This window comes from Streptomyces uncialis, assembly GCF_036250755.1.
GTDB lineage: Bacteria > Actinomycetota > Actinomycetes > Streptomycetales > Streptomycetaceae > Streptomyces > Streptomyces uncialis.
The window spans coordinates 3763625-3775184 of record NZ_CP109583.1; the positions used below are offsets into that span (position 1 = coordinate 3763625).

Below are 11560 nucleotides of genomic sequence, written 5' to 3' on the forward strand. Positions count from 1 at the left end.
GGCGGCGGAACAGGGGAGTCAGGCGGGCATGAGGGCGGTCTGCCCGGGAATCTCGTTGCGCAGGACTGTGCGGCCCAGGTCGAGGAAGTGCTCCGAGCGACCCTGGTCATACGCGTCTCGCGCGGCGTCCCAGTCCACATAGCCGTCTGGCTCGTAGTGGTACAGCTCCCACAAGGCATCGGAGGCGTGCTCGACGATGCTCCGATGGTCGCCCTCGGTGTCGTACGGGTAGTGCAGCTTGACGTCTTCCAGCACCTCGTCGAGGTTCGCCTCAAATACGTCGCGCCGCTGCTCGTGGTAGTCGTCCTCACTGAGGAACGGATGATCGTTCTTGACGTACTCGGCGAGGGCAACGGCCGTGCGGAAGGCGGGGGTGAACGTCTGGGTTCCGTGGCAGTCCCCCTCGCATTCCTGCCCGTGGCAGAAGTCGACGTACGGGTCACACCCAGGCCGGCATTCCTCCGTGTGTGTCCCGGGGCATTCCGCGGGACACCCGCCCTCGTAGACCTGGACGTAGAGCTGTGCCACGTCCCATGCGGAGGAGCCTCCGCCGCATTCGTAGACCTGCTCGTCCGACAGCTCCGTATCGGTGCGGCGCTCATCGGCTACCCCGCGAATCAGGTCGCGGGCAGTCTCGAAGTTCGACTTGTCGCCGATCCACCCGGCCTCGTCGCCGCGCCAGAAGAACATCTCGACGTGCGTGGGCTCGTCTCCGGGGAGCGGTCCCGTGTAGTACGAAGGCCAGGAGCGGTTAGCGTCGCTGAGCAGCTCGGCGTATTGGGCCATCGCCTCGTCGGATGGCGGATCAGTCCTGAAGTACATGGGGTCGCAATCGTTCGGGGCCCGCCCCTCCATGCCTCCAACGCGGGAGGGGCGGGCCATGACGGCTAGGAGGAGGACGCGAGCGCCCGGTAGCACTCCAGCTCGTCGCGGAGTACCTGTTCCCGCTCGTCGCGGGTACGGCGGACCTCGACCAGGACATCCCGAAGGATCGCGATCACGCTCTCAGCCTCGGCCAGTGCGTCGCTGAGAGCCGCGACCTCGGCCTCCGCGTGCGTCAAGTTCGAGTCGGAACGGTCGAGTTCGGTGACCAGACACAAGCCCGCCAAGCGGTGCAGGTCGAGCAGTGCCTCGGCGCCCTCAAGCTCGCGGCGGGTGGCGTCCAGTTCCCGACCGAGCTGGAATGCACGCTCGCTGGTGTTGTGCGCGGACTCCATGGCCACGTCCAGCAGGGAACGACCGGAGTATGCGAGGGGGTTGTCCTTGATCAGGGAGACAGCCATGTGAACCAAGCCTTTCAGTTACAGGTTGACACTTTGAATCGAAGAAAAGGGGCCGCGAGGCCCGGCTCGAACCCCCGCCCGAAGGCGGAGGGAGCCCGTACCCCCCAGAGGTGTGACCCTGTGGGGGGCTATGCGGCCACTCGCCAGAGGCGAGCGACCCCGGCCGCTGTCGCTGACCGGTAGAACAGAGTGAGTGATTTCGCTTTTGGGACGGACGCCCACTCAGCGCCCGTCTCACCGTCCGCAGTCTTGCCGTTCACGTTCCTTCCAGGTGGTTTCCCTCCCGGTCGGTCCGTATCCGGCCGTCCGTTGGACGGTGAGCCCTGGATCGACAATCAGGCCCCTACCTCACGCACCCCTCGACCCCATACCGCGCCTGCATCGGGTGCCCTCCGCAGGTCAGCATGGGTTCAGCCAAAGAAGTACGCTCCCGTCGCGCCGGGATGGATAGTCCCGGCCGGTACGGCAGTTGCGTTCACTTGCGATCTGTACCCGAACCTCGTACCCGAACAGTCCAGCGCGCTTCCAGTCCGTACTACGCAGGGTCACCCCGCTAGACCTTCCACGCCCCTTGGCCGGGCGATGATTCCTCAGACCCCGAAGGGTCCGCGAGCTTGAGCTACACCCCCGGAGGGGTGCGGCTTTCAGCCCTTACGCTCGATCCACACCGGAGAGACCCGGTTGCGACATCCGGTGTCCCGCTTGCGGGACAGGGGCCGGATCGAGCGCCCATGCAACGTTGGTGCGCTGGGCTGTGAAGCCCGGCGATTTAATCAGTTACAGGTTAACACCTGCGGCCGATCGATACCCCCGAGGGGGCGGTTTCCCGTGGGACCAACCGGCGGCGACTCTCAGGAGCCCCGTTCTCAGCGGCCTTGCGGTGGTTCCGACTCTAGGCGGTCGGTCCGGCGAGTGTCAACCTGTGACTCCTGCCTGCCTTGGCTGACCAGCGTAAACGCGCTCCGGTTGCCCGTGGGTACTGGCTGCGTAGGACGCTCCCTGTGGGCGGTCTGCCTGCCGCTTCCCCCTGTCTGCCTTTCGGCCGGTCGGTGGTGGCGACATGGAGAACATTAGTCACATGTTGGCACTCTGTCCAAACGTGCAGGTCAGAGCTCCTTTTCGTTAGCTCGCTTGACCTCATTTCCACCCCTCGCGGAGCAAGAACGGGCCGCAAACGGCACTGCACCCCATCCCCGCCCCACGGTGCCCAGAGTGCGCGCGTTCCTCGGCACCGCGCGTCGCGTACGCGCACGCGTTCCCCCTGGGGGGTGTGGGGGGTGACCCCCGACGGCCGAAAGCCCGCACCGCCATGTCTTAGCAGCTCGAAAACTGCCACGGTTCCAAGGTCGCCGAATCACTCCGAACGCTACGCCCCGCACAGCGAAACGGCAGGTCAGGGGACCTTGGTGGCCTTTTGCACTGCCGCCATCACTGCACGGGAACGCTCACAGCCGGAGGCCGGCCGAAGGGCCACTCACTCGCCGGCCTCGCCATAGAAGCCATCCAGGCGAACATTCAGCTCGGCCAGGTCCGGATGCGCTGCCACCTGTTGAGCTTCGGCGGCGGTCTGAATGTCGACGACCTTTTTCATCGAGGCGGCCATGGCGATAGCCGTCGCTGAGAGGTCGTGTGCGGAGGCCGCCATGCGGTGCGCCGCCGCCCTCGTGCGATGGATTTGCGCATTGAGATTGGCGTCATCTTCCATGAGTTCCCTCTCCTTGATCCCCAGGGTGTCAGCGGGCCGCCGGCCGGGCGGTGGCGCCGAAGGGCCATCCTGCCCGAAGGACGGTCGCCGAAGCCTCAAGCACATATGTACGTTGGGCGACTTGCCTCTGCGCCGCCCTCCGGGCGGCCCTTCGTCTTCGCTGCTGGGCACCCTTCGGGTGCCACTGCTCTTCGCCGCTGCCTCACGTGAGTGTGAGCACGATCACGCACGTTCCCGTTTCCGAAATCAAGATCGTTTAGCGACTTATAAGTGTAAGTACGTTAGCCGCAAGGCTTGAGCCCCTGACGGGGCTCGCCCGATGAAGACGAAGTACGTATGTACGTACTTCGCAGGCTGGAGATCGTCATCCCAAACTGGGAGGGCTCCAGCAGGCGTGACGGACTTCCGCAGGACTGGCCGGAGAAACGCGTGCGCGTTCTGCGGCGAGACGGCCACCGTTGCACTCACCGCGATCAGTACGGGGACCGCTGCGAGGAGTTGGCCACGGACGTTGACCACATCGTGCCTGGTGATGACCATCGAGAGATCAACCTACGAGCGCTCTGCGGGCATCATCACCAGGCCAAGTCCTCTCGCGAGGGAGCCCTCGCACTCGCGGCGCGGCGGCGCCAGATGAACAAGCGCTTCAGGCGGACGGAAGCCCACCCGGGCCTGATATAGGGGGTGGCCGTGTTCACTGCCGCATGGGCCGGGTGGATCGTCGCGTTCTGCGTGATCGAGGGCATCGCCCTCTACCGGAAGCAGCCGGGCGACACCCTGTCCGAGCACGTCTGGCGCTGGTTCCACACCGCGAAGGACACTGCGCCGGACCGGACCACCCGACTGCGCCGCTTCGTCCTGGTCGCGTTCCTCGCTTGGCTCTCCGCGCACTTCCTGACGGGCGGGACGTTCTGATGTCAGTTCAGTGAGCGCGCCTCCGTGAGCCTAGACACAAGGTCTCGGCCCTTCTCGGTGATGGTGTAGAACTCCTGGGTCTTCCCCGTGAAGTCGATCGTTGCGCAAGCCCCGTTGGCGATCATGATGCCCAAGTTGGGCTTCAGCCCGCGCGCAAAAAGCCCGTCTTTCACCAGGTGCATCATTGCGATGTCGGAGGCAGCGGGCATCGGCACCGAGTTGATCTCTGGATTCTCGGCGAACAGCGCCAAGACACGGCGCTCGATCTCTCCGTACCGTCCGTTGATCACGCCGAGGTTCGCCTTGTACTGGAGCATCGCCTTGCGATCGATCTCTCCGCCGTCGAAGCGCGTGTGACACGTCGGGCAGAGCGCAATGAGGTTCTCGAACTTGTGCTCGCGCACGACGCGCCACGGCTTGATGTGCGCGATCTCCGTCGTACTGGTCTTGCACGTTGGGATCGCGCATCGGTGCCCCGCCTCAACGAGCACGGCCCGCTTCACTTCCGCGGGGACAGCCTTTCGAACTTGTGCCATGCCGTGAGGCTAACGCGCACCACTGACAACCAGGCCCCGGCCAGGACCGCTTGCACGCTTGGGGGTGAGGCTCATGCCCGGCCCCGTACCCAATCGCGAGGACGACCTCGCCCGCCCCCGCGAGCGCAAGGGTGGCGATGTCCAGTCGGTGTCGCGCGGGGTCGCCCGGCCCGCGAAGGTCCCGAACGGCGACCGCTCCTGGCACCCGATCGCGAAGCGCTTGTGGGACTCCCTGAAGGAGTCCGGTCAGGCGGATTTCTACCAGGCGAGCGACTGGGCCCTCGCCTACTCGCTGTGTGAAGACCTGTCCTACTACAAGGCGTCGGGGAAGCGCAGTGGTCAGATGCTTCAGACGATCTACTCCGCTTTCGAGCGGCTCCTCGTTGCCGAGGGCGACCGGCGCCGTGTGCGTATCGAACTGCACGAGCCTGTGCCCGACGAGCAATCTGCGGCGGTCCTCGCTATCGCTGACTACAAGAAGGATCTCGGACTCGCCGAGTAAGGCACCAGGTCAGAGCCCGAAGACGCTCTTGTCGTAGCGCGACTTGCACTTCGTGCACTGCAACTTGTTGGTGCTGACCCGCTGAACGGTGTTCGTACCGCACACGGGGCACTTGAATCCCTTAGGCATTTGGGCTCTCTCCAGCTCAAGGTCTGCGCCACCTCTCGTCACGCATTAGCTCCGAGCGTAGCGCCTGAGCTGCGGCTTACGGATGGAAATCGGCTAATGATTAATCGGGCAGTAGGTTGTGCGCCTGTGAGGGGGGAGGAGTCTCATCCCTACCCTCACCGACGAAGAGATCGAGGCCCTGGAGCCCGAGTTCCACGGGCCGACCTGGCGGAAGGATGCCTTCGGACAGTGGAAGTTGCCGGCGCGCACTCTCGGCTGGCAGGTCGCCGGCTGGTGCGCGGAGTACCTCGACGGCGAGGGCTCGACCGACGAGAAGCGTGTCCCCTGGCGCTTCACCCGCGAGCAGCTCCGCTTCCTCCTGTGGTGGTACGCCATCGGCGAGGACGGCGAGTTCGTCTACAGAACCGGCGTCTTGCAGAGACTCAAGGGCTGGGGCAAGGACCCGCTTCTCGCGGTGATCTCGCTCGTGGAGTTCGTCGGGCCGTCGCGCTTCTCCCACTGGGACGAGAACGGCGAGCCGGTAGCCAAGCCACACCCACAGGCGTGGGTGCAGGTGACGGCCGTCAGCCAAGAGCAGACGGTGAACACCATGGGCTACCTGCCGGTCCTGATGTCCGAGAAGCTGATCTCGACGTACGGCATCAAGCTTGGCGCCGAGCTGATCCGGGCGGACCGGGGGCGCAAGCGCCTCCAGGCCGTGACCAGCTCGTATCGCGCGATCGAGGGCAAGAGAACAACTTTCACCTTGCTCAATGAAACTCATCACTGGGTCTTGGGCAACGGCGGCGTCAAGATGTACGAGACCATCGACGGCAACGCCACAAAAATGGACTCCCGCTATCTCAGCATCACCAACGCCTTCATGCCGGGCGAGGACAGCGTCGCCGAGCGGATGCGCGAGGCGTACGAGAAGGTCCGGGAGGGCTTGGCGGCCGATGTCGGCGCGCTGTACGACTCGATCGAGGCTCACCCTGCGACGCCCCTGACGGCCGAGGCCCTGCGCATCGTCATCCCGAAAATCAGGGGTGACGCGGTGTGGCTCAAAGTCGAAACGATCATCAAGTCTGTCCTCAACCTGACGATCTCCGCCGCGCGTTCGCGGCGCATGTACTTGAATCAGATCGTCGCCGAAGAGGACGCGGTGCACGGTCCGGCCGAGTGGGATGTCCTACGGGACACCTCGCTTTCGCTGAAGCCCGGCGACGAGATCACAGTCGGCTTCGACGGCGGCCTCCGGGACGACGCGACCGCCTTGGTTGCCGTTCGCGTCTCCGACATGGCCGCCTTCCTGATCGGCCTGTGGGAGAAGCCAGACGGCCCGGCCGGGGCGAACTGGGAGGTTCCGAAGGCCGAGGTTGACTCGGCCGTGCACGACACCTTCCGTGTCTTCTCGGTGCAGGGCATGTATGCCGACGTTGCCCTCTGGGAGTCGTACATCTCCGAGTGGTCGGAGGCGTACGGCGAGGGCCTGGCCGTGAAGGCGCCCGGCAAGGACGCGATCGGCTGGGACATGCGGTCGAGCCTCAAGTCCTCGACCCTCGCGCACGAACGGCTCATGCGCTCCATCTTCGACAGGAAGCTCCGCCACGACGGCGACCTGAAGCTGCGTCGGCACGCGCTCAATGCGCGGCGCCGGGTGAACAACTACGGCGTCTCGTTCGGCAAGGAAAGCCGGGAGAGCCCGAAGAAGGTCGACGCGTACGCGGCGCTCATGTTGGCGCACGAGGCTCTCACCGATCTCCGTGCCCGCGGCAAGCGCGTCCGCAAGCGGACCGGCCGGGGCTTCTTCATTTGAACCAAGTGTCAACATGTAACTAGAGGTGGTGAACCGTGGCCGCTTCTTCCCCCATGTCGCTCGCTCGACAGCTTCTCGGCGTCCTTCATCGTGACGGTGACCGGCTGCGCCGGATCGACGACTATCTGCACGGTCGACATGGCGATCCGTACATGCCGCCCCAGGCGGACGACGAGTATCGGCTGCTGGCTCGCAGGTCGGTGTCAAATTGGATGCCCCTGCTCGTCTCGACCCCGGCGCAGGCCCTCTACGTGGATGGGCACCGGCCGGGTCGGAGCGGAGAGTCTGCGGTGCAGCCGGATTCGGCGACGCCGGAGTGGGAGCACTGGCAGCGGTCCCGGCTGGATGCTCGGCAGGCCGCTGTATATAGGGGTGCGCTCGCGTACGGGCACAGCTTCACCGTGACCGAGCGGTCCCGGGACGGCCAGGTGCGTACACGGGGTCTGTCCGCGTTGCGGACGAGCGCGCTGTATGAGGACCCGGCGAACGATGACGTGCCGGCCGCCGCACTGACGGTGACCGCCTGGCCGGTGGGTGAGTCGCTGGGCCGGGCCCGGCTGTGGGACGCCCGCCGGGTGTACGAGGTGGTCTTCCGGTCTGCGGCTGACGAGGACTCGGTGCGGGTCGACGGTGGGCTCGTCCACGGGGCGAGCGAGTGTCCGGTGACCCGGTTCGCGGCCTCCGTGGATCTGGAGGGTCGGACTGTCGGCGTGATCGAGCCGATGATCGCCACTCAAGATCGAATCAATCAAACGTCGTTCGACTTGCTCCTGGCGCAGAGTTACGGCTCCACCAAGGTCAGGACCGTTACGGGCATGGCGCCGCCAGTCCGGCGGGACCCCGAGACTGGTGAGCCGGTCCTCGACGAATCCGGCAACCCCATACCCCTGTCGATCAACCACAACGCCCGCCGATTCTTGTTCGCCGAAGATCCCGACACAAGATTCGGGAGCCTCGACGAGACGCCACTCGCTGGTTTCGTTGAGTCCCTGGAGATGAGCATCCGGCATCTCAGCGCGCTCGCGCAGGTGCCTCCCCACGCGATGCTGGGGCAGATCGCCAACTTGAGCGCCGAGGCGCTCCAAGCGGCCGAGACTTCGCTGTCCCGGATGATCGCGGAGTTCCGGACGGGCTTCGGCGAGTCGTGGGAAAGAGTTTTCAGGCTCGCGGGCGAGCTGTCCGGCAACACGGCGTCGGCCGAGGACCACCGGGGCGAGGTCGTGTGGCGGGACATGGAGTCCCGGTCGCTCGCCCAGGCCGCCGACGCCCTCGGCAAGTTGCGCGAACAGCTCGGCATCCCTGAGCGGGGCCTGTGGCGCCGCGTGCCGGGTGTGACCCAGACCGAACTTGAGGACTGGGAGGAGATGCGGGAGGACGACGACTCGGTGGGGCAGCTCGCGGGCGCGATCACCCGCGCGACCCCCGAGTCCCGCCCGGTTGAAGCGGTGGCGGCGTGACGGTGTCCGCCGCCCGGTCCACCGAGACGGACGAGGCCACCGCGGCTTTCCATGTGGCGCTGGCGCAGATCGGCGCGGAGACGGCCGTCGGGGCGATGGCCCTGTGGGCGGATGTGCCGACCGATCTGCGTGCGGCGACGGCCGGGGGCTGGCTGCGGCGGGCGATCACGCTCGTCATGGGTCAGCGGCGGCGGTCGAGGGATCTCGCCAGGGCGTTCTACCGTCTCGCCCGTGCTCTCCAGACCGGCCGTACGGTGGCCGATCCCTACCACCCCGAACCGACGCACGTCACCCTGGCCGATCTGCGCCGGGAGTTCGCGGCGCTGGCGGGGGCCGCTCGTCCCATGGCTCCGGCCGGGGGTGGGGCCGCGACCGGCGAGTCCGGGGAAGCCCCGCGTCCGGCCGTCGAGGACGAGCGGGTTCTTGTCGAAGAGCTGCCTGGTCTCCGGGAGGCCGAGGAGGCGATCGAGCGCCAGGCCGAGGAGGAACTCGCCACGGTCCTCGAAGCGCTCGGCATTCTGAACCTGCATCGCAAGGTGGCCGAGGTAGACGACGGGCAGCCCGCCCGGGTCGCCGACCGCGAGCGGGCCGAGGCCCATCGGCAGGCCGGTGCGCAGCAGGCCGCCGCCGCGTCCCGGGTCGCGATGAACGGTGCCCGGTCAGCGACGTGGAACCACATGCGGCGGGATGGGCGGGCCCTCGGCTACGTCCGGCTTTCCAAGTCGGGCACGCCGTGCGGCTGGTGCGCGATGTTGATCAGCCGGGGCGCCGTCTACAAGTCCCGCGAGTCCGCGACCTTCGCCGACGGTGACCGCTACCACGACAACTGCGTCTGCTACGCCGCCCCGGTCTTCAACCGGCAGCAGTTCCAGGGCTCCGAGCTGATGGCCCTGTCCCGCGAGTACGGGGCCCTGTGGCCCAAGGTCACCAAGGGTCTGTCCGGCAAGGCCGCCGTCTCGGCGTGGCGCCGGTTCATCCGCCAGAAGCACAGAGCCGCAGAAGCCCAGGAGGCCGAGCGGCAGTCCACGATCACAGCCCAGGAGGCGTGACCCCTGTCTGAACAGAACACCCCCGCGCCCGACGATGAGACCTCCCCGGCCGAGCAAGCGCCCGAGGCCGCCGCCATCCAGGATGAGCAGCCTGCGGCCGGCGCTCCGGAGGATGCCCTCCCGGAGTGGGCCCGCAAGGAGCTGACCAAGATTCGGTCGGAGGCCGCGTCGTACCGCACCCGGCTCCGTGACGCCGAGAACCGGCTGTCCGGCGCGAAGTCGGCCGAGGAGTTCGAGACCGCGCTCACCGAGGTCAAGGCGCAGAACGCCGCCCTGGAGCGTTCCCTCGTGGTCGCTTCGGTCGCTCGGCGCTTCGACCTCCCCGACGAGCTGGCCGGCCGTCTGCGCGGCGAGTCCGCCGAGGAGCTGGAGGCCGACGCGAAGGCGCTTCAGTCGCTTCTCGCTCCGGTCGCCCCTCCGGTCCTGTCTGGCGGGCTCGATCCCTCCGACGAGGACGACGGCGAGATGGACCCGCGCAAGCTCGCGCGTCTCACCCGCCGCTGACCCTTCCCCTTTCCATTAGCTCGCCTCCGGTATCCGGGGGCTTTTTTCATGCCCCCAGGAGGCTAAGTGACAGCCGAACACCAGGTAGTCAAGCCCGAAAAGCTCATTGCGACCGCCATCGGAATGCTTGAGCAGGAACTCACCGTTCCGAACCTGTTTATAAAGGAAGGCGTCGACCGGTTCAAGGGCGCCAAGAACGACACGGTGAATGTCACCGTGGAGGGTGTTCTTCCCTTTCACGACTACGAGTGGCGCTCCGGTTCGGCGGGCAGCTCGACCCCCGGTGTCCGTCAGCGGGTTGTGTTCGACGAGTACGCCGAGCGCACCATTCCCGTGAAGTTCGGCGGCAACGTCTACAACGGCGTCAAGCTGACGGACGAGCAGAACGATTTCGATATCACGCAGTGGGGCAAGCTCCTGCGCCCGCAGGTGAAGGCGGTGGCACGCGGCCTCCAGCGCAGGGCTGTGAAGACCCTGGTCGACCAGCCCTACGCGGTCACCATCGGCAACACTGCTCAGGCTATGCGGAAGGCACTCATCGAGGCCCGCCGTGTCCTGCGGAAGTTCAACGTCCCCGAGGGCGCCTGGTACATGGTCGTCGGCTCGGATTTCGAGACCGTGCTGCTTTCCGATCCGGATCTGAATCTGGCCTCGAACGTCGGCGACAACCAGGCCGAATCCGCTCTCGTGAACGCGACTCTCGGCAGCCGGTACGGCTTCAAGTTCATCGTGGACCAGACGATCCCGGCTGACTCGGCATTCGCGTTCGCGTCCTCGGCGTTCATTTTCGCGTCCGCCGCTCCTTCGGTGCCGCAGAGCGTTCCTTTCGGCGCTACCACATCCTTCGAGGGCCTGGCGCTGCGCTGGCTCCGGGACTACGACTCCGAGTATTTCCAGGACCGCAGCATCGTGAACTGCTACCAGGGTTTCCGCTCCGTCGAAGACATTCTCGTCGGCTGGGACCCGGTCGCGGAGAAGGAAATCATCTCCACGGACGAGCACTTCGTTCGCGGCATCAAGCTCACCCTCGACGGCAAGTCGGACTACCCGCCAGCCGCATCCGAGCTGGCGACGATCACCGGCATCAGTGACGCGAAGGTGTGGACCCCGACCGGCTCGAAGCCGGAGAACGACCCGGCCAACGCGTGACCTCCGCCCGGCAGGCCCGGCGCCCCTGGCGCCGGGCCGTAGCCGTCTGCTTGAAGGGAAGCTGCCGTGTACGCGACTCTCGATGAGCTGACGGATCGGATGGACTGGGAGCTGGACGCCGACGAGCTGCGGATCGCCGCCTCGGCGCTCCAGGACGCGTCCGACCTGGCAATGTCCTACGGCCGCGAGTGGCCGGCGCCCACCGTTCCCCGCCTGGTGAAGACTCTCGTCCTCAAGGCCGCTGCCCGCTACCTGCGCAATCCGAACGGATACGTCCAGTCGAGGGCCGGTGACGAGACGCTGGCCTGGGGCGACGCCCACGGCCGTGACGCCGGGTCGGTGTACTTCACCCGCGAGGAGATCCGCCTTCTGGAGGAGCTGGCTGGGCGTCGGCCGACCCTGGCGAGCGTCCCCGTGATGGCCTGGGGCACCGTCCTCGGCTCGGCCGTCGGCACCGGCCGCGTCCCCGTTGAGGGACCCGGGTCCTCGTTCCCGTTCTTCTCCGACGACCGGGGGCCGTGGTGAGCGTGCAGCGC

Annotated in this window: 13 protein-coding genes; 8 read left to right on the forward strand and 5 right to left on the reverse strand. The window is 66.7% G+C overall.

Translation table 11 applies throughout. The features are described 5' to 3' along the window. Nucleotides 1-18: 18 nt before the first annotated feature. The 3 genes from OG711_RS15425 to OG711_RS15435 form a co-directional block, all read right to left on the reverse strand. Nucleotides 19-786: a hypothetical protein gene (locus OG711_RS15425; RefSeq protein ID WP_329559513.1), complete on the reverse strand. Its 768-nt coding sequence runs from the start codon at nucleotides 784-786 to the stop codon at nucleotides 19-21. 101 nt (nucleotides 787-887) lie between these two features. Further along, nucleotides 888-1283 (reverse strand): hypothetical protein, encoded by a 396-nt coding sequence (locus OG711_RS15430; RefSeq protein ID WP_329022541.1) that lies wholly within the window; start codon nucleotides 1281-1283, stop codon nucleotides 888-890. A 1474-nt stretch (nucleotides 1284-2757) separates the two neighbouring features. Further along, entirely contained in the window at nucleotides 2758-2988 is a 231-nt protein-coding gene (locus OG711_RS15435; RefSeq protein WP_329022539.1) for a hypothetical protein, read from the reverse strand. Between the two features lie 690 nt (nucleotides 2989-3678). On the opposite strand from OG711_RS15435, the gene OG711_RS15440 reads away from it, so the two are divergent. Further along, entirely contained in the window at nucleotides 3679-3903 is a 225-nt protein-coding gene (locus OG711_RS15440; protein WP_329022537.1) for a hypothetical protein, read from the forward strand. Nucleotides 3904-3905: 2 nt separating this feature from the next. On the opposite strand, the gene OG711_RS15445 is transcribed toward OG711_RS15440, so the two are convergent. Then, a complete protein-coding gene (locus OG711_RS15445; RefSeq protein WP_329022535.1) occupies nucleotides 3906-4439 on the reverse strand; it encodes an HNH endonuclease in 534 nt (177 codons plus the stop codon). Between the two features lie 73 nt (nucleotides 4440-4512). Between OG711_RS15445 and OG711_RS15450 the strand changes: the two genes are divergently transcribed. Continuing rightward, nucleotides 4513-4941 carry a phage terminase small subunit gene (locus tag OG711_RS15450; RefSeq protein ID WP_329022533.1) on the forward strand — a complete coding sequence of 143 codons (429 nt, stop codon included), beginning with the start codon at nucleotides 4513-4515 and terminating at the stop codon, nucleotides 4939-4941. A gap of 9 nt (nucleotides 4942-4950) precedes the next feature. On the opposite strand, the gene OG711_RS15455 is transcribed toward OG711_RS15450, so the two are convergent. Next, on the reverse strand, nucleotides 4951-5112 hold the full coding sequence (locus OG711_RS15455) for a transposase (protein ID WP_329559514.1): 162 nt from the start codon (nucleotides 5110-5112) through the stop codon (nucleotides 4951-4953). A gap of 193 nt (nucleotides 5113-5305) precedes the next feature. Between OG711_RS15455 and OG711_RS15460 the strand changes: the two genes are divergently transcribed. From OG711_RS15460 to OG711_RS15485, 6 genes are all read left to right on the forward strand, one after another. Further along, nucleotides 5306-6865 carry a terminase gene (locus OG711_RS15460; protein WP_329022531.1) on the forward strand — a complete coding sequence of 520 codons (1560 nt, stop codon included), beginning with the start codon at nucleotides 5306-5308 and terminating at the stop codon, nucleotides 6863-6865. A gap of 35 nt (nucleotides 6866-6900) precedes the next feature. Then, nucleotides 6901-8322, forward strand: a complete 1422-nt coding sequence (locus OG711_RS15465) for a phage portal protein (protein ID WP_329022529.1) — start codon at nucleotides 6901-6903, stop codon at nucleotides 8320-8322. Beyond that, a complete protein-coding gene (locus OG711_RS15470) occupies nucleotides 8319-9371 on the forward strand; it encodes a VG15 protein (RefSeq protein ID WP_329022528.1) in 1053 nt (350 codons plus the stop codon). Before OG711_RS15465 ends, OG711_RS15470 begins: the two co-directional genes overlap by 4 nt. Nucleotides 9372-9659: 288 nt before the next feature. Next, nucleotides 9660-9875, forward strand: coding sequence for a hypothetical protein (locus OG711_RS15475; RefSeq protein WP_329022526.1), 216 nt, complete (start codon nucleotides 9660-9662; stop codon nucleotides 9873-9875). Nucleotides 9876-9941: 66 nt separating this feature from the next. Then, complete coding sequence (locus tag OG711_RS15480) at nucleotides 9942-11024, forward strand: hypothetical protein (RefSeq protein ID WP_329022525.1); 1083 nt, start codon at nucleotides 9942-9944, stop codon at nucleotides 11022-11024. Between the two features lie 66 nt (nucleotides 11025-11090). Beyond that, nucleotides 11091-11549 carry a hypothetical protein gene (locus OG711_RS15485; protein ID WP_329022523.1) on the forward strand — a complete coding sequence of 153 codons (459 nt, stop codon included), beginning with the start codon at nucleotides 11091-11093 and terminating at the stop codon, nucleotides 11547-11549. Nucleotides 11550-11560: the final 11 nt, after the last annotated feature.

What these genes read in the sequence shown, in the direction of transcription:
- OG711_RS15425 (WP_329559513.1), bottom strand. Translation starts at nt 786, where the DNA reads ATGGCCCAATACGCCGAGCTGCTCAGCGACGCTAACCGCTCCTGGCCT.
- OG711_RS15430 (WP_329022541.1), bottom strand. Translation starts at nt 1,283, where the DNA reads ATGGCTGTCTCCCTGATCAAGGACAACCCCCTCGCATACTCCGGTCGT.
- OG711_RS15435 (WP_329022539.1), bottom strand. Translation starts at nt 2,988, where the DNA reads ATGGAAGATGACGCCAATCTCAATGCGCAAATCCATCGCACGAGGGCG.
- OG711_RS15445 (WP_329022535.1), bottom strand. Translation starts at nt 4,439, where the DNA reads ATGGCACAAGTTCGAAAGGCTGTCCCCGCGGAAGTGAAGCGGGCCGTG.
- OG711_RS15450 (WP_329022533.1), top strand. Translation starts at nt 4,513, where the DNA reads ATGCCCGGCCCCGTACCCAATCGCGAGGACGACCTCGCCCGCCCCCGC.